Origin of the sequence: Aminobacter sp. MDW-2 (assembly GCF_014250155.1) — a bacterium.
In the GTDB taxonomy this organism is placed as follows: domain Bacteria; phylum Pseudomonadota; class Alphaproteobacteria; order Rhizobiales; family Rhizobiaceae; genus Aminobacter; species Aminobacter ciceronei.
Map to the genome: position 1 here is coordinate 2,568,707 of NZ_CP060197.1, position 15,203 is coordinate 2,583,909.

The 15,203-nt window shown below is 64.5% G+C and carries 18 protein-coding genes; 11 read left to right on the forward strand and 7 right to left on the reverse strand.

Features of this window, described 5'->3' with window-relative positions; genetic code table 11:
* Positions 1–27: 27 nt before the first annotated feature.
* Entirely contained in the window at positions 28–438 is a 411-nt protein-coding gene (locus H5P29_RS12520) for a hypothetical protein (protein ID WP_154384771.1), read from the reverse strand.
* Positions 439–643: 205 nt separating this feature from the next.
* Entirely contained in the window at positions 644–856 is a 213-nt protein-coding gene (locus H5P29_RS12525) for a cold-shock protein (RefSeq protein WP_067959476.1), read from the reverse strand.
* Positions 857–1,288: 432 nt separating this feature from the next.
* Here H5P29_RS12525 and H5P29_RS12530 point away from each other — a divergent pair, with 432 nt between their 5' ends.
* Positions 1,289–1,723 carry a Kazal-type serine protease inhibitor domain-containing protein gene (locus H5P29_RS12530; RefSeq protein ID WP_067959479.1) on the forward strand — a complete coding sequence of 145 codons (435 nt, stop codon included), beginning with the start codon at positions 1,289–1,291 and terminating at the stop codon, positions 1,721–1,723.
* Positions 1,724–1,954: 231 nt separating this feature from the next.
* On the opposite strand, the gene H5P29_RS12535 is transcribed toward H5P29_RS12530, so the two are convergent.
* Positions 1,955–2,866: an agmatinase gene (locus H5P29_RS12535; protein ID WP_154384772.1), complete on the reverse strand. Its 912-nt coding sequence runs from the start codon at positions 2,864–2,866 to the stop codon at positions 1,955–1,957.
* 93 nt (positions 2,867–2,959) lie between these two features.
* The gene (locus tag H5P29_RS12540) at positions 2,960–4,516 is read right to left on the reverse strand and encodes a serine hydrolase (protein ID WP_154384773.1); all 1,557 of its coding nucleotides are present in this window, start codon (positions 4,514–4,516) and stop codon (positions 2,960–2,962) included.
* Between the two features lie 363 nt (positions 4,517–4,879).
* Here H5P29_RS12540 and H5P29_RS12545 point away from each other — a divergent pair, with 363 nt between their 5' ends.
* The 3 genes from H5P29_RS12545 (at position 4,880) to H5P29_RS12555 (ending at position 6,466) form a co-directional block, all read left to right on the forward strand.
* Complete coding sequence (locus tag H5P29_RS12545) at positions 4,880–5,794, forward strand: LysR substrate-binding domain-containing protein (RefSeq protein WP_154384774.1); 915 nt, start codon at positions 4,880–4,882, stop codon at positions 5,792–5,794.
* Between the two features lie 96 nt (positions 5,795–5,890).
* Positions 5,891–6,031 carry a hypothetical protein gene (locus tag H5P29_RS12550; RefSeq protein ID WP_154384775.1) on the forward strand — a complete coding sequence of 47 codons (141 nt, stop codon included), beginning with the start codon at positions 5,891–5,893 and terminating at the stop codon, positions 6,029–6,031.
* A 21-nt stretch (positions 6,032–6,052) separates the two neighbouring features.
* Positions 6,053–6,466, forward strand: a complete 414-nt coding sequence (locus H5P29_RS12555) for a hypothetical protein (protein ID WP_154384776.1) — start codon at positions 6,053–6,055, stop codon at positions 6,464–6,466.
* A 355-nt stretch (positions 6,467–6,821) separates the two neighbouring features.
* On the opposite strand, the gene H5P29_RS12560 is transcribed toward H5P29_RS12555, so the two are convergent.
* Entirely contained in the window at positions 6,822–8,060 is a 1,239-nt protein-coding gene (locus tag H5P29_RS12560) for a glycosyltransferase (protein ID WP_154384777.1), read from the reverse strand.
* 108 nt (positions 8,061–8,168) lie between these two features.
* Between H5P29_RS12560 and H5P29_RS12565 the strand changes: the two genes are divergently transcribed.
* The 4 genes from H5P29_RS12565 (at position 8,169) to gfa (ending at position 11,205) form a co-directional block, all read left to right on the forward strand.
* Positions 8,169–8,891, forward strand: coding sequence for a TetR/AcrR family transcriptional regulator (locus tag H5P29_RS12565; protein WP_154384778.1), 723 nt, complete (start codon positions 8,169–8,171; stop codon positions 8,889–8,891).
* 38 nt (positions 8,892–8,929) lie between these two features.
* Entirely contained in the window at positions 8,930–9,628 is a 699-nt protein-coding gene (locus H5P29_RS12570) for an aspartate/glutamate racemase family protein (RefSeq protein ID WP_154384779.1), read from the forward strand.
* Between the two features lie 197 nt (positions 9,629–9,825).
* Complete coding sequence (locus tag H5P29_RS12575; protein WP_154384780.1) at positions 9,826–10,470, forward strand: VOC family protein; 645 nt, start codon at positions 9,826–9,828, stop codon at positions 10,468–10,470.
* 162 nt (positions 10,471–10,632) lie between these two features.
* Positions 10,633–11,205 carry an S-(hydroxymethyl)glutathione synthase gene (gfa, locus tag H5P29_RS12580; RefSeq protein ID WP_154384781.1) on the forward strand — a complete coding sequence of 191 codons (573 nt, stop codon included), beginning with the start codon at positions 10,633–10,635 and terminating at the stop codon, positions 11,203–11,205.
* A 523-nt stretch (positions 11,206–11,728) separates the two neighbouring features.
* Here gfa and H5P29_RS12585 read toward each other — a convergent pair.
* The gene (locus H5P29_RS12585) at positions 11,729–12,472 is read right to left on the reverse strand and encodes a polysaccharide deacetylase family protein (protein ID WP_154384782.1); all 744 of its coding nucleotides are present in this window, start codon (positions 12,470–12,472) and stop codon (positions 11,729–11,731) included.
* 189 nt (positions 12,473–12,661) lie between these two features.
* Between H5P29_RS12585 and H5P29_RS12590 the strand changes: the two genes are divergently transcribed.
* Entirely contained in the window at positions 12,662–13,327 is a 666-nt protein-coding gene (locus H5P29_RS12590) for a methyltransferase (RefSeq protein ID WP_169808321.1), read from the forward strand.
* Positions 13,328–13,360: 33 nt separating this feature from the next.
* Here the strand turns inward: H5P29_RS12590 and H5P29_RS12595 are convergent, their stop codons facing one another.
* Positions 13,361–13,846, reverse strand: a complete 486-nt coding sequence (locus H5P29_RS12595) for a hypothetical protein (RefSeq protein WP_154384783.1) — start codon at positions 13,844–13,846, stop codon at positions 13,361–13,363.
* Positions 13,847–13,984: 138 nt separating this feature from the next.
* On the opposite strand from H5P29_RS12595, the gene H5P29_RS12600 reads away from it, so the two are divergent.
* Together H5P29_RS12600 and H5P29_RS12605 are read left to right on the forward strand one after the other, a co-directional pair.
* Positions 13,985–14,593, forward strand: coding sequence for a TetR/AcrR family transcriptional regulator (locus H5P29_RS12600; RefSeq protein ID WP_154384784.1), 609 nt, complete (start codon positions 13,985–13,987; stop codon positions 14,591–14,593).
* A gap of 32 nt (positions 14,594–14,625) precedes the next feature.
* On the forward strand, positions 14,626–15,198 hold the full coding sequence (locus tag H5P29_RS12605; protein WP_154384785.1) for a helix-turn-helix domain-containing protein: 573 nt from the start codon (positions 14,626–14,628) through the stop codon (positions 15,196–15,198).
* Positions 15,199–15,203 lie beyond the last annotated feature (5 nt).

A 15,203-nucleotide genomic window follows, 5' to 3' on the forward strand; every position in this document is an offset into this window, starting at 1 on the left:
GTGGCCAAATGCAACGCGTTTCGCGGCTTAGTATTCGCAGTAGCGGATCGGGCCGATCTGGATGCAGGAGGGTGGCCGCGGACGCAGCGGATCGAACCTCGAATAGACACGCACGCGGCAATTGGGGCCGACATGGCGGTGGGGCACGTTGCCGTAACGCGGCAGGAAGTGGCGGCGAACCTCACGATGGCAGTCGCGCACCTGGACCGGCGGGCGGACCCGGAGCGGCCGGCAGTCGGGGCGGCGGTGGACATGCCACTCGGTACGGCCGAACTGAGGAACAAAATGGCGCTGCGGGTCGCCGTGGCAACCACGGACCTGGATCACCAACCCGCCATCGGCCTGCGGCGCATTGCCCGCCGGCATCGCCTCGACCGGCCCGCCATATCCTAGCCCTGCGGCCAGGAGCATTGCGCCCAGAGACTTCAGCAACTTCATGGTCTGCCTCCTCTGCGTGGGAAGCAGATACTGCCTCCGCGGCAAGACTATGTCACGGTTGGCTGTGGCTCGCCAGAGTGGCGCCGGCTGGACGCAGACTATCTCGTTGATTTGGCGACGGATAATTGCGGAGCCACCCACCAAAGAAGAAGGGCGCGATGGTGATCCACCGCGCCCCTCTTCAAAGCAAAAAACCTTACGCGGCTTAGCCGGCGCGGAGGTTGACCGCCTTAGGACCCTTGCCCATACGGTCGGGCTCGACGTCGAAGCTGACCTTCTGGCCGTCGACGAGCGTGCGCAGGCCCGAAGCCTCGATAGCGGAGATATGGACGAACACGTCCTTCGCGCCGCCATCCGGCGTGATGAAGCCGAAGCCTTTGGTTGCGTTGAAGAACTTTACGGTACCGGTCTGGGTCATTGGGAGAACTCCTTCACCCGTTCAGTGGTCTGGACATGCCGACCGCCTGGCGTCGGCGGCACGTCGGTGGTTTGCTTGGCGGTCATGCATTTGCGCACGATTAAACCCCCCGCCGAGTCACGGGGTCGTCAGAGATTCACAGTATCGGGGAAAGGGTCGTGCAAAACGTTCCAGTCTCCGGGTCAGCAAACGCCCGAACTGAAACTGATATTGCATGGAAACGCGTAGGTTGCAAGATGTCGCGGCAAGGGCGGTAGGCACTTCGCAGCGTCGCATAAATATACGACATTTCTAAAGGCGCCATTGGCCAGATTGCCGCGCCTGTTGGCGCCAGTTTCGCCGATCCCGATTGCATTCGTTGACAGAATCGCCAGGATCGGGGCAGGGGCTGGAACATTTCCCGCACGGGCGGGGATGAGAGGGAGCTGTTTCATGGTTTTTTCGGCAAAGACCTTTGCGCGAAAAGCAACTGTCGCCTCGTTGCTGTCGCTGATGCTGGCCTCCTGCGTGGTCGTCGAGGACGGCCCGGGTCCCGGCCCGCGCCCGCCGCGCCCCGATCCGGGCCCGCAATTCTGCACCCGCGAGTATGACCCGGTCTGCGCGCGCCGTGGCGGCGACCGTCAGACCTTCGCCAATTCCTGCATGGCGGAGGCCGCCGGCTACCGCATTATCCGTGGCGGCGAATGCCGTGGTGGCGGTGACGATGGCTGGGGCGGTGGTGGCGGCGGTGGCCGGGGAGACCAGTTCTGTACCAGGGAGTATCGCCCTGTTTGCGGCCGCCGCGGTGACACGCTCCGGACCTTCCCGAACGCCTGTGAAGCCGATTCCTCGGGCTATCGCGTCATCGACGACCAGGGCCCCTGCTGAGCGTATCGAGCTGGTGTCTCCCGGCAGCCCATGCCGGGAGTTATCTTCGCGGGGCATCAGTCGCCAACCGACGAACACATAACCTTGCGGATGCGGCAATCGTCGCCGACATGGCGATGCTTGACGCTTCATGTCATCGCCTTGCGCGCGAACATCGCCCACGCGGCTGTTCGGCAATGCTGTGTAGGAGCCCAGACCGGCTCATGAGGCCGGTTGCCCGCACAGCCTGGTTCAGCGCTGCCGGACGATCGCGGCGATCGCATTGACGATCAGGCGAGACGCGGTCTCGGCCGTCAGGCCGTCGATGTCTGCGGGCGGATAAAACTCGACAAGGTCGAAGCCTGCGATCCGCGCACGCTTGCCGAGGCCTGATATCAGATCGATCGCCTGCGTGTAGGTGAGGCCGCCGGGCGTTCGTGCGGCGACCCCCGGCATGATGCTTGGATCGAGACCGTCGCAATCGAGGGTGACGACGACTCGCGCGCCTTCAGGTATGTGTCGGAGTGCTGCCTCGACGCCATGGGCATGAAGCTCGCGGGCGGTGACGAAGCGGCTGCCGTAGCGCCGAGCCGCCTCGATCTCGGCGAGCCGGGCGCTGCCGACGCTGCGCATGCCGACCTGGACCATGCCTGCGACATGCGGCATCTCGCTGGCCCGGCGCATCGGGTTCGAATAGCCGTTGCGTTCGCCGAGCACCTCGTCGCGCCAGTCGATATGGGCATCGATCTGCAGAACCCAGACCGGGCCGTGATCGGCAAAGCCGGCCAGGAAGGGGATCGGCACGGAATCGTCACCGCCGAGCAATATCGGCACAGCGCCAAGTGCCAGGATCTCGCGTGTCCTGGCTTCGATGCGGGCGCGGTTGGCCGCATTGTCGTGCATGATGGTCGCGATGTCGCCGGCGTCGATGCAGCAGACAGGCTTGCCGTCGAACAGCGGGCCGCCGAGGTCAAAATCCCAGTGTTCGACGAGCGTGGCGTCGTCCTGGCTGGCAGCGCGGATGGCGTCGGCGGCCAAGGCATATCCGCTGCTGTCCTTGCCGGGATAGGTGGTGCCATGACCGGCGGAGAAGATCACCGCACGGGGCGTGCCGCCATCAGCGAGGCGATCGGGAAGGCCGAGGAAGCGGAGCGATGCGGTCATGTCGATCTGGTCTCAATGGCGTGGGTGCGGTTGCGGTGAAGTCTAGGCTGCGCCCGCAAACGCTGGAGGTGTGGCGCGACAGATTCGACTGGTTTACTCCCGGGTGCGTCGCAGCGTGCCGAGACCGTTGCCGTCGAGCGCCTCGATGGTGATTGTCGACGCCGTGCCGTCGGAGCCGATCACGAAGCTGACCGCCGACGGCATGTCGGGGAGTTCGGGCGAGGGAAAGCTCAGGAACATGTCGCGGTCGAAATGGCTGAGCGGATAGGATCTGGCACCGTCCGGGCCAAGCTTGAGAACGAGACCGTCTCCGGCTGCCGCGACGACGGCCTCGCCGACGAAATCGTTGGCGTAGCGGCCGGCATAGGCGGTGGCTGGAAGTGCCGGCGTGGCAGGCGAGGGTGAGGTGGCGTAGGTCGCCTGGGCGGCCGCGACGGCGGGGCCAAACATGCCGGCATAGATCGCATTCCAGTCCTTCAGCCAATCCTTGCCGACTTTGCCGTCGAAGACGAGGTCGGCGAAGCTGTCCGACAGGCCCTCGGGCACGCCGGTCGGGAAAGCGTTGGCGAGAATGACGATGCCGAGCTGCCGTTCAGGGAACAAGGTGACGAGGCTGCGAGCGCCGACGCTGAAGGCGCCGGCGTGGCCCCAGCTCAGGCCATGGCGGCCGAACTCGACATTCCAGCCGAGGCCGTAGAAGGACTGGCCGCCGCTGACCGGGTTTTTGCCGCGCGTCATCAGCGGGATATGTGTCTGGTCGAGTGCTGCGGCTGCGATGAGCTGCTTGCCGTCATGGCTGCCGTTGGCCAGTTCGAGCCGAAGCCACTGGGCGAGGTCGCGCACCGTGGAGCTGACGCCGCCGGCCGGCGCCTGTGCGTCCGGCTGCCGCTCGACCCTGGCGGCCCAGCCACCGTCGGCCTTGACGTGGAGCGCGGCGCGGTTGGCGCGACCGACGAAATCGGCATGGCGGGAGCTTGTCGAAGTCATGCCGAGTGGACGGTAGAGCTTTTCCTCGGCGATGTCCTCCCAGGCCTTGCCCGTCGGGATGACTGCGGCGACCGCGCCCTCGGTCAGGCCGAAATTGCTGTAGGAATAGCCGGCGCGGAAGCTCGACGAAGGCGATACGAACCGGAGCCGTCTCAGGATTTCGGCGCGCTCGTAGCCGATTTCCTCGAGATCGTCGCCGGCGGTGCCGGGAAGTCCGCTGCGATGGGAAAACAGGTCGCGAACGGTGAGCTGGCTTGTCGGGTAAGGGTCATTGAGGCGGAAGGCGGGGTCGAGATCAGATATCTTCGCATCCCAGGAAACGGTGCCATCGCCGACCAGTGCTGCCACGACCGTCGCCGAGATCGGCTTGGACATCGACGCGATCTGGAACACCGTGTCGGCGTCGACCTTTTCCGGCTTGCCGGCCTCGCGCAGCCCAAAACCCTTGAGGAAGACAACCTTGTCGTCGTGGACGACGCCGATGGCGAGCGCCGGCACGCTGCCGTCTGAAATGGCTGCTTCGGCCAACTGCTCCAGCTGCGCCAGCGCGGCGGTAACTTGCTCGGTCGTCGCGGTCTGAGCGGATGAGGGCGTCGGTGCAAGGGCAAGGGCGGGGAGGAGCCACGCCAGACGGCGGACGAACGACCTTGCGGACAGCAGCATGCGCCGGCACCCCCCTGCTTTATGGCCTGCCTTCGAGGCTACAGCCTGCCATTGAGGAAGCCAAGAGCTGGAACGGCTACCTGATCGTGCCGGCCGGGTCGCGGCCGTCGCGAAAGCCTAGGTCCCTGCCAAGGTGGAGCGACAGCTCGCGCGGATCGAACCCGGCGCGGCGACGGCCATGGCGGCTGCTCGTTGCGAGCTGCGTCAGCCATGTCTGGAGCGGGCCTAGGGTGGCGGCCAGGGTGAGGTGGGTCATGGACTTGGCTTTCAATAGTTAAATTCTTTTGAGGAAGTGCCTCCTCTTTCCTCCTGTTTTTGCTATGAATCCAACTGAACGTAAGGATGAGTGCATAAGGAAAACTTATGGCGATTGTTCAGCTGCCGCCGCTGACGGCGATCCGTGCCTTCGAAGCGGCGGCGCGGCTCGGCAACTTCACCCGGGCTGCGGAAGAGCTTGGTACGACGCAAGCGGCGGTGAGCTACCAGATCAAGCTCCTGGAGGAGCGTGCCGGCACGCCGCTGTTTTTGAGACGGCCCAAGCAGACCGAACTGACCGAAGCAGGTCGGGCGCTGGCGCCGAAAGTCAGTGCCGCTTTCGAGATGCTGGGCGAGGCGTGGGGCGAAACCCGCGGCGGGGCGCGCGGTGTGCTGGTCGTCTCGACGCTGCCGACATTCGCCGCGAGCTGGCTGGCGCGGCACCTCGGCGCGTTCCAGATGGTGCAGCCGGATCTTGCGGTGCGGCTCGAGACGACGACCCGCAACACCGACTTCAGGACCGAGCAGGTCGATGTCGTCATCCGCAGGGACGACGGGAATTTGCCGCCCGGGCTGGCTGGGCATCTGATCGTGCCGACCGACTTCGCGCCGATGCTGAGCCCGAAGCTCGCCGCGACGATCGGCGGGGTCAAGGAGCCGGCCGACCTGCTCAGGCTGCCGCAGATCGACCCCGGCGACCTGTGGTGGGGCGAGTGGTTCGTGGGTGCCGGCCTGCCCGCCGACATGCTGCCGCAGCGCCCGGCACCGAAGATGGGCTCGCAGGCCTATGAGGCGATCGCCGCCATCGCCGGCCATGGCGTGGCGATGCTGACGCCGACCTTCTACCGCGAAGAACTTGCCAATGGCACGCTGATCCAGCCCTTCGAGCATGTCGGCTCCGACGGCTCCGGCTTCTGGCTGGTCTATCCCGAGGAGCGCCGCAACGTGCCCAAGATCAAGGTCTTTCGCGAGTGGATCCTGGCCGAGGTCGGACGGACACTGGGCAGAGGCGGGCAGTGTTAGGGAGAGACGCTGCGGACATCAAACTCCTGGCTACCATTTCTTGCGCCGTTTCGAGGCGCCGGCAAAAATCCGCGAACGTCAATGTGTGAGGCTACTGTGAACATCGGCGATATTCGAAAACGGGCGCAAGGGGTGAAAGCGGGCACCGTCAGCCCGCTTGAGCTGGATTATGCGCGCGGCATCCTTCGAGCGCATCGGGGTGACATCAATTCAGCCTTGTATGTCGTCGGACTTTGAGGAGCCGCCGACGATGCCTTGTTGATCGAGCCCTATCTTCGCGGTCCGGAATGTGACGTCCATGGCGAAACAGCACTCAAGGCATTGGTCCGCTACCTGGGTCTCGTAGATCGTTACCGTCCGCTTCTACGGAAGCTGATCATGTCTCCGACCGATCTGGGTTGGATGAACAGCCGTATGTCGGCGATCCATCTCGCCAAGGACTACTTCAAAGACTTCCGCGACGATGAGTTGGGCTGCGAGCTCGTTGCAATATTCTGCAACCCGTCTGATCAGGATCAGCTGTCAGCGCGTGGCACACTCGTCGACATTCTGGGCAACAGAGATGAGCTCGGAGATCCTTTCGGCCTTGAGCTGGAAGCTGGCGATACCGATGCCGGCTACATCGTGAAGATGGCCCGGCAACGCTTCAATTGCCACGGCGGATTGCACTGACGCATGATCATCCCGGTAGTCGTCCCGGCGCGCTTGTCCCCTACGGCGATGGCGCGATAGACCGGCCGGGTTGGAAATTGCGGTCGAGCGAGCAGAGGCAGGGGCGAAATGGCTCAGAAGGTCATTGGTCTGATCGGCGGATTTGAGCTGGGAGAGCTCGGCGGAATATTACCGCATCATCAATGAGCGGGTGCGCACACTACGTGGCGGGCTGCATTCGGCTCGCATGCTGATGTGGTCGTTCGATTTCGCCGAGATCGAGGCGCTGCAGGGCAGCGGACGCTGGGCCCGGAAACGAGGTTGTAGAATCTGCGCGTTGCCTCCGAAAATCGATGCCGGACTTTGGGCTCTGCGTTTAGGCGCGCGGGACGAGGGCTTCGATGGCCTTCATCGCCATATCGAGGCCATGCTCGGCGCCGATCGCCTGGCCCATTGCAGTCGCCGTCTGGCGCATACCAGGTGCATCTGTGGCGGTGAATGCTGCTGCGAGCGCCGCAACGGTCAGCGATTCCCGGTCCAGTGGGGCGGGCCCCGCGCCGAGGTCAGCGACGCGGCGGCTCCAGAATGGCTGGTCGCCGAAAAACGGGCAGATGATCGTTGGCAATCCGGCGCGTAGCGAAGCAGCGGTTGTGCCGGCACCACCGTGGTGCAAGGCTGCGCTCATCTGAGGCAGCAGCCGGTCATGCGGCGCCGCGGTCATGACATGGACATGCGCCGGGGGTGAGGGCACCTCGAGAGCGCCGCCGCCGAGCGCCAGAACGCCGCGCTTGCCGGTGCGGGCCAACGCCTCGATGACATCGGCCGCCAGCTTGCCGGGGGCGAGACCGGGCATGCTGCCGAAGCCGACATAGATGGGCTTGTCGCCAGCGGCAAGGAATGCCCTGAGATCGGTCGGCAACCGCCAGTCGTCCTCGTCGAGAAACCAGTATCCGGTGACAAGGACATCGCCGCCCCAATCGGTCGGCCTGGGGACGACGGCCGGACTGTAAGCGTAGAGCGTGACAGTCGGCGCGCCGGGCCGATGGCCGGACGGCATGCCGAGCGACTGCGCGCGCCAACGCGCGAGTTCCTTCCGAAACAGCAGACCCGGGCCGCGCGTTGCCAGCAGATGGCTGAGGCGGTTGAGCGGGCCCAGGTTGGCGAAAGGCAGGAGCGGGCTTGGAAACGCGGCCGTCGGCGTGAAGCCGGGCAGTGGCGAGGCGAGAACCGCCGGTCGGCCTAGTCGCGCGGCAATGTCTGGAGAGGCGATCGACTTGGGGTGATGAATGATGACATCGGGACCGAAACGGCCGATTGCCGCCCATTCGGCATCGAGCAGGCGGCGCATCAGTGGGCGGACATGCTTGAGCAGCTTCAGCCCGGCGCCGAATCCCCGACTTCCAGCAATCGCCGCCTTGCCCTCAGGCGTGTCCAGCAACGCCAGGAACTCCCCCGGCAAAGGCCAGAAGTCGATGCCGTGGCGGGTGACCATCGATTCGAACTGCTCGGGCGCCGCGAGTTGGACCTCGTGGCCACGCCGCAAGAGGCCGCGAGCCAATGCAACATAGGGCTGGACGTCACCCCGCGTGCCAAGCGTCTGGATGGCGATGCGCATGGCGGCTCCCCTGTGCGGACTGACCAGTAGTCAGTTATACTGACTGGCGGTCACTAGCAAGAGGCGATAAGGTGGGAGCATGCGGCATAGGCGGTGAGTGGAGGTGAGATGCCCCGGATTGTCAGGCATCCTGAAGTAAGACGGGCGGAACTGCTTGCGGCGGCGGCTCGGCTGTTCGGCGCGCGCGGCTATGAGGCGGCATCGGTCGACGACATCATTGGCGACGTCGGGCTGTCGAAGGGTGCGTTCTATTACTACTTCCCTTCGAAGGACGCGTTGCTGGAGGCGTTGGCACGTCAGGCCGCTGAGCGCGCCCGGGCCGAACTCGAGGCCATTCTGGCAACGCCTGCCATGAGCGCAGTCGAGCAACTCAACGCGTTCTTGCGCCGCGGCCGCGACACCGACAGGGCGGCCGAGGCGATTGCCACCTTCGCCAGCATCTTCTTGCCTGAAAATATCGTGCTCTACCACCGCATGCACCGAACGGTGATGGCCGTGATGGCGCCCGCGCTGGCGCGCATCATCGAAAAGGGCCGGCGCGAAGGCAGCATGGCAAGCAACGATCCTCTGATCTCGGCCGAACTGGTGCTGCTGCTCGGCGCGGTCACTCATGGCGCCGTGGCCGACCTGCTCGCGGCCGAAGGCGCCGATGCCTTGAGCCAGGCGATCGCCGCCTTCGAGCGCCGGCTGGCCGAGCAGGGATTGGCCGTCGACCGCATTCTCGGCCTGCCGGACGGCACGGCACGGTTCGTGGAGCCGGGGTTCGTCGCGGCGATGGCGGCAGCGAGGCCGAACCGGAACCCGCTTGGCGTGACCGTTGCCGCAGGCTAGTGCTTGGGGTTGGGATTCGTCACCCAGGAGCCTGGGATATGCCACAGAAGGTTATTGGTCTTATCGGCGGGTTGAGCTGGGAAAGCTCGGCCGAATACTACCGGATCATCAACGAGCAGGTACGCGCACGGCTGGGCGGGCTGCATTCGGCTCGCATGCTGATGTGGTCGTTCGACTTCGCCGAGATCGAGGCGTTGCAGAGCAGCGACCGTTGGCAGGAGGCGACGCTGGAGATGATCGGCGCCGCGCGACGGCTGGAGCGCGGCGGGGCCGACTTTGTCGTCATCTGCTCCAACACCATGCATCGCATGGCGTCAGAGGTGCAGGCGGCAATCGGCATTCCGCTGTTGCACATCGCCGACCCGACCGCCGAACGCATCCGCGCCGCAGGACTTGGCCGCGTTGGTCTCCTAGGCACTGCCTTCACCATGGAGCAGGACTTCTACAAGGGCAGGCTTGCCGAGCTACATGGACTCGAGGTGCTGGTGCCTGAGGCCGAGGACCGGGCGGTGGTGCATCGCATCATCTATGACGAGCTGGTGCAGGGTCGCGTCGAGGCACGCTCGCGCCAGGCCTATCGCGAGGTGATCGCGCGGCTCGTCGCGCGCGGGGCAGAGGCCGTGATCCTCGGCTGCACCGAGATCATGCTGCTGGTCGGGTCGGAAGACAGCGCCGTGCCTTTGTTCGACACCACTGGCATCCACGCCGAAGCGATGGTGGAGCGGGCGCTGGGCTGAAGTCTGGTCGAGTAACGGCCGGCGCGCTTCTTCTCGCCCGAAGCGACGGGTGAGGCTGCGCGCCGAGGCCCGTCCTGCATGGCAATTGACAAAGGCGCGCCAGCCGGGGCAGGATTTCAGGGCTGCGTAGGGCGCATCGGCGAAGGCCGAAAGGGCAATGCCCGCCTACTGTCAGACCAAGTCCAACAGTTGCGCCCATGCCGAACCTCGAAAACCTCAAGAAGCAGGCCAAGCAATATCTGCGCTGGTATCGCGAAGGCTATCATCCCGTCGCCGCCGAGATCAGGGCGGCGTTGCCGCGCTTCCAGCATCTCGACGACAGCGAGGTGATGCAGGCTGCCTTCAAGCTCGCCGATGCGCAGGAGCTTGTCGCACGACAGCAAGGTTTTGAAAGCTGGCAGGCGCTCAAATCAGAAGCCCCTGTGATGAATGACCAAAAAACGCGGACCACACGTCCAAGCCTGACCGCGACCGCAGCGCAGCTGTTCGTCGCCGATATCACGGCATCATGCGATTTCTTTACCGGCAAACTCGGCTTTTCGGTCGACTTCGTCTATGGCGAGCCGCCTTTCTACGGGCAGGTTGTCAGGGACAGGGCGCAACTGGCGCTCAGGCTGGTGTGTGAGCCGGTGTTTGCAGGTGACATCCGCCAACGCGAGCACCTGCTATCCGCCTCGATCACCGTCGATACGGCCAGCGAGATCAAGCAGTTGTTCCTCGACTTCCAGGCGGCGGGCGTGGTCTTTCACCAGACGCTGCGCAAGGAACCGTGGGGCGCCAGGAACTTCATCGTGCTCGATCCCGACGGCAATCTGATCCTGTTTGCCGGCCCCGCGGATTAGGCGGGCCAACCGGGCCGATCGCCCCAAATCACGGCAATCTGAACGGCGGATATGCACAAATGCCGCCGCGACATGTATCGTATGGGACCAGCCTCTTAGAGTTCTTTGCCGCAAAACTTTTGTTGGTGTCCGTGCGGACGCCAGAACAGGGAGGAACAGGATATGGCTTCAGTTTCGATACATCCGGTGCTCGACGGCGGGGTCAAACCCGGCAGTGCCGCCTTTACCGGCGGCACGCTCGTCTGCGCCTGCGCCGACAAACCGGTCAAGGTGGCGATCAAAGGGCAGATTGCCCACAACCATGCCTGCGGCTGCACCAAGTGCTGGAAGCCGGAAGGGGCTAGGTTCTCGGTCGTGGCGGTTACTGCGCATGAGAATGTGACAGTGCTGGAGAATGGCGACAAGCTCGCCGTCGTCGATCCGTCGGCACTGATCCAGCGCCACGCCTGCAAGGGCTGCGGTGTGCACATGTATGGCCCGGTGGAGCGCGACCATGCCTTCAAGGGCCTCGCCTTCATCCATCCCGAGCGCTTCCAGGAAGCGGGCTGGGCCGAACCGGGCTTCGCCGCCTTCGTGTCGTCGATCATCGAGGCGGGGGTCGACCCCTCCGAAATGGACGGCGTGCGCGGCCGGCTGAGGGAACTCGGGCTCGAGCCCTATGACTGCCTGTCGCCTGGTCTGATGGACTACATCGCCACCTGGACGGCGAAGAAGTCCGGTGTGCTCAAGGCCTGAGCCGTTGCGCCAGGGCGGCACGGATCCGTGCCGCACTTCTCGCCAATGCTGTCTTTAGCTCGGCAAGTAGAGCTCCCGAACCAGTTCGTGATTGCAGAGCGCTTGCGGACGGTATGGCTTCATCTCGTCGTACTGAAGCACCTGGGGCAATGCAAAGCGTTCGAGAACCATTGGGTGAAGTGGAGCGCCGGGATTGATGTCTCGGCAGAAAGCGGATGCGTATCTGAACACGCCTGCGCGTCATTTCTCATGTTGCCGGCCAGCCGGATCCGGAAACAGATGCAGTGAGTCAAGACACAGACGCTCAAGGCGTTCGATGCCGCGGACATGAACAAGATCCTGGCAAAGATGGCCTGATTTTCATTCCCGTCGCGGGGCGGGAGCCTTCGATTTCCAGCCTCTTCCGGCTTCTGCCCGGCGCGGGAGCGTTTCCGCTTTTCGTCGAACCGCGGAAATCTCCCCGTCTTCCTGTTCTTGCGCAATTCCGGACGGAGAAGCGCTGCACAGTTTTCCTGTGATTGCGCTAGTTCAACGGGTCGTAATCGGGGATGTGCCCGAAGCTGTAGCCGCGCTGCCTGAGCCCCTGGATGAGGGCGGTGAGATTGGCGGTGCCGTTGAAGGTGTCCTGGATCTCGTCATGCATCAACAGGATCAGCCTGTTCGGCCTGACGAAGCGGACCTTGCCTGTGAACATGTGGTCGATCTCGCTGACGAGCCTGGTGACGCTTTGCACCGGCTTGCCGGTGCCGTCATGGACCCATTCGTGATCCCAACCATAGAGCCAGAAGCCGGTGGCGGCGACGAACTCGTAGTCCGGTTCCTCGATGCCGATCTCGATGCGGTCGATCGAAAGGTCGTTGGTCGAGATGTTGGGCAGGCGAAAGACGTTGCGGCCGGGGAGCCGGGCATGGGTCGGCACGTCCAACCCGAGGGCCGCATTGGCCCGCACCATGTCGGCGACGACACCTTCGGTGTCGGCATAGAACTTGCGGTACCGGTTGAAGGCGTGGCTGTAGCTGTGGTTGCCCAAGGTGACCAGGGGCATGCTTTTGGCGCGGGCGACAAGCGCCTTGCTCTCCGGACTGGACTTGGCGTGCAAGCCGACCATGAACATGGTGGCGGGCACGTTTTCCGCCTGCAGCACATCGAGGATGTTGCCGGTGCCGTCGAGCGGGCCGTCGTCGAAGGTGAGATAGATGGTGCGGTCCGCCGCCTGTACCGGCGAGCAGGCCAGGACAAGGGCGGCCAACAACCAGAGGATGGTCATGCCCGGAGCGCCATGCCTTTTGCCTGCTGCTTTCAGCATCGTTCTGCCTGTGACTCGCAACCTCTCACCGGCGCCATCGGTACCCTGTGATTACAGGGCGTGCAAAGGTGGGGTCTGGACCTACTGAATTCAGCGGTGCGGTGGCCGGCTGCGTGCTAGATGTCGCGGCAAGTTTGCCGGGGCCGGACATTGAACCATCAGGGCATGACGCAGCAGCCTGACATCGCCGATTTCATCGTCGCGAACATGCATGTCGTGGCGGTGCCTTCGGTTCCCGAAATCAGGCTCTATTCCGCGCATCCGGGCAGCGGGCTGTGGCGGCTCGCGTCCGATGACGCCGGCGACGATGCGCCGCCGCCCTACTGGGCCTATCAATGGGCCGGCGGGCTGGTTCTGGCGCGACATTTTCTGGAGCGACCCGAGACAGTGAGGGGGCGGCGCGTGCTCGACCTTGGCGCCGGTTCGGGGTTGGTCGGCATCGCCGCTGGTATGGCGGGGGCAAGTTCCGTGCTCGCGGCCGAGGTGGACCGCAATGGCGTGGCCGCGATCGGGCTCAATGCGGCGCTGAACGGTGTCGACATCATTGCCATCAGCGGTGATGTGACCGGCGGCCGGGTGCCCGAGGTGGATATCGTTGCGGTCGGCGACCTGTTCTACGACGCCGAACTGGGTGCGCGGGTGACCGCCTTTCTCGACCGCTGCGTCGACGCAGGCATCGAGGCGCTCGTCGGTGACCCCGGCCGGGCCCACCTTCCGCATGCACGGCTTCGACTGGTTGCCGAACATGCGGTGGCTGATGTCGGCACCGGCCAAGCGGCCACGACTAAGCCGAGTGCGGTGTTTTCGTTCGGCTGAGGTCGCAGCCGATTCGACAGTCAGGATGCAGGGTCATTTGCCGAAGCTCCTGAGCATGCGGATCGTCAGGACCGTGGTCAGCACCGAGAGCGGAAATTGGGCGAGACCTGAAATCTCGAAGAACAGGTCCTTGGGCATTTCGTAGGGCGGGGTCGGGAAGATGGCGTGGAAGGCCGCTTTGCCGAAGCCGAAATAGACGATGTTCTTGAAGACATGATTGTAGCCGCCCTCGACATAACCGACCAGCACGATGGGGACGACGAAAACGACGGCTGCCGCCGCCCAGGTGAGCAGGCGTGCAGAGCGCTCCGTGTTGGCAAACCAACCAGCATACAGCAGGGCAGCGATGATGATTGCCGCAGGCGCGACGAAAAGCAGGACATGCAGGCGCCAGGGCGTGCCAAAGATTACGGCGCCATAAGCGTGGTGCAGCGAGGTCAGCGCGAGCAGCAGCAAGGCGCTCGCGGCGACGCGCAGATGGGTGTTGACCGAGATGGCGGGCGTCGAAGCGGCTGTCATGGAATTGTCTCCTGTTGACGAAAGGCGCATCGGCTATCACGATACCGGACACGGTGTTCGGAAATTGCCGGACAGTGGGTGGGCCAAAGTCCGGAAACGGACCGCTGGCTGGGAACGTCCGGAAAATCGGAGACTAAAATGGCCATCGACCGGCGGGTGGTCCGCACGCGCACGGCACTCTATGACGCGCTGGTGGCGCTGATCCGCGCCAAGGATTATGAAGCGATCACCGTCGATGACATTCTCGACGAAGCCAATGTCGGGCGCTCGACCTTCTATGCCCATTTCACCTCGAAGGACGACCTGTTGCAGCGCAGCCTGGAGAGGCTGCGTGACCTGCTCGTCGGGGTCCGTCAGGGGGCACTGGACGGCGTCGAGGGCGGCTGGGATCCAGCGCGGGCGCTGTTCGAGCATGTCGGCGAATATGCCGACGTCCAGGCCGCTCTGGCCGGCGGCCATGGCGGGGCCGTGCTGCGCGAGGCGGTGGACAAGGTGCTGGCCGATGTGCTGCGCCAGACGATGGGTGCCGGCCCCGCCGGCGGGCTGCCGCGCGAACTGGTGATCCAGCACATGGTGGCGACCTTCAACACGACCTTGCGCTGGTGGCGGGAACACCGACCTGCCATGGCACCCGCCGAGGCCGACGCGCTATTCCGGCAGTTGCTCTTGCGCGGACTGCCAGCCGATGTCGCCACGCCGTTCATCGGTGCGGACGAACGGGTGGTAAAGTCGCTTTCCGGTGCTTGACTCCTTCTCTATTATGGGAATATTTCTCATATATGGAATGTTCTCTCGCTGATGAGACTGGCATTGACCGGCGCATTGCCCAGCGGCTGCGCTCGCTCCGGGCCGGGCGCGGTTGGCCGCTGGATGAGCTGGCGCGGCGCAGCACTGTCAGCCGGGCAACCCTGTCGCGGCTGGAAAACGCCGAGGTCAGCCCGACGGCGAGCGTGCTCGGCAAGCTCTGCGCTGCTTACGGGCTGACAATGTCGCGGCTGATGCACATGGTGGAAGGCGAGTTCGCGCCGCTCGTGCGGCGTGAGGCGCAAACGGTTTGGTCGGACCCGGAGGTCGGTTTTCGCCGCCGCTCGATCTCGCCGCCGGCGCAGATGCTGGCCGGCGAGGCGCTGGAATGCACTCTCGATGCGGCCGTCACGATCACCTATGACGCGCCGCCGCGGCCGGGGCTCGAGCATCATCTGGTGCTGGTCGAGGGGCAGCTCACGGTGACTGTCGACGGCCGGGCGCATGAGCTCAGGCCCGGCGACTGCCTGAGATACCAGCTGTTCGGTCCGAGCGCCTTCGCCACACCGGCGGAGACGGGCGCCAGGTATTTTCTGTTTGTCGTGTGAGGTTT

Bases quoted from the DNA above. Each gene is read 5' to 3' on its own strand.
- H5P29_RS12520 (WP_154384771.1), bottom strand. From the start codon at position 438: ATGAAGTTGCTGAAGTCTCTGGGCGCAATGCTCCTGGCCGCAGGGCTA.
- H5P29_RS12525 (WP_067959476.1), bottom strand. From the start codon at position 856: ATGACCCAGACCGGTACCGTAAAGTTCTTCAACGCAACCAAAGGCTTC.
- H5P29_RS12530 (WP_067959479.1), top strand. From the start codon at position 1,289: ATGGTTTTTTCGGCAAAGACCTTTGCGCGAAAAGCAACTGTCGCCTCG.
- H5P29_RS12535 (WP_154384772.1), bottom strand. From the start codon at position 2,866: ATGACCGCATCGCTCCGCTTCCTCGGCCTTCCCGATCGCCTCGCTGAT.
- H5P29_RS12540 (WP_154384773.1), bottom strand. From the start codon at position 4,516: ATGCTGCTGTCCGCAAGGTCGTTCGTCCGCCGTCTGGCGTGGCTCCTC.
- H5P29_RS12545 (WP_154384774.1), top strand. From the start codon at position 4,880: ATGGCGATTGTTCAGCTGCCGCCGCTGACGGCGATCCGTGCCTTCGAA.
- H5P29_RS12560 (WP_154384777.1), bottom strand. From the start codon at position 8,060: ATGCGCATCGCCATCCAGACGCTTGGCACGCGGGGTGACGTCCAGCCC.
- H5P29_RS12565 (WP_154384778.1), top strand. From the start codon at position 8,169: ATGCCCCGGATTGTCAGGCATCCTGAAGTAAGACGGGCGGAACTGCTT.
- H5P29_RS12570 (WP_154384779.1), top strand. From the start codon at position 8,930: ATGCCACAGAAGGTTATTGGTCTTATCGGCGGGTTGAGCTGGGAAAGC.
- H5P29_RS12575 (WP_154384780.1), top strand. From the start codon at position 9,826: ATGCCGAACCTCGAAAACCTCAAGAAGCAGGCCAAGCAATATCTGCGC.
- gfa (WP_154384781.1), top strand. From the start codon at position 10,633: ATGGCTTCAGTTTCGATACATCCGGTGCTCGACGGCGGGGTCAAACCC.
- H5P29_RS12585 (WP_154384782.1), bottom strand. From the start codon at position 12,472: ATGACCATCCTCTGGTTGTTGGCCGCCCTTGTCCTGGCCTGCTCGCCG.
- H5P29_RS12595 (WP_154384783.1), bottom strand. From the start codon at position 13,846: ATGACAGCCGCTTCGACGCCCGCCATCTCGGTCAACACCCATCTGCGC.
- H5P29_RS12600 (WP_154384784.1), top strand. From the start codon at position 13,985: ATGGCCATCGACCGGCGGGTGGTCCGCACGCGCACGGCACTCTATGAC.
- H5P29_RS12605 (WP_154384785.1), top strand. From the start codon at position 14,626: ATGGAATGTTCTCTCGCTGATGAGACTGGCATTGACCGGCGCATTGCC.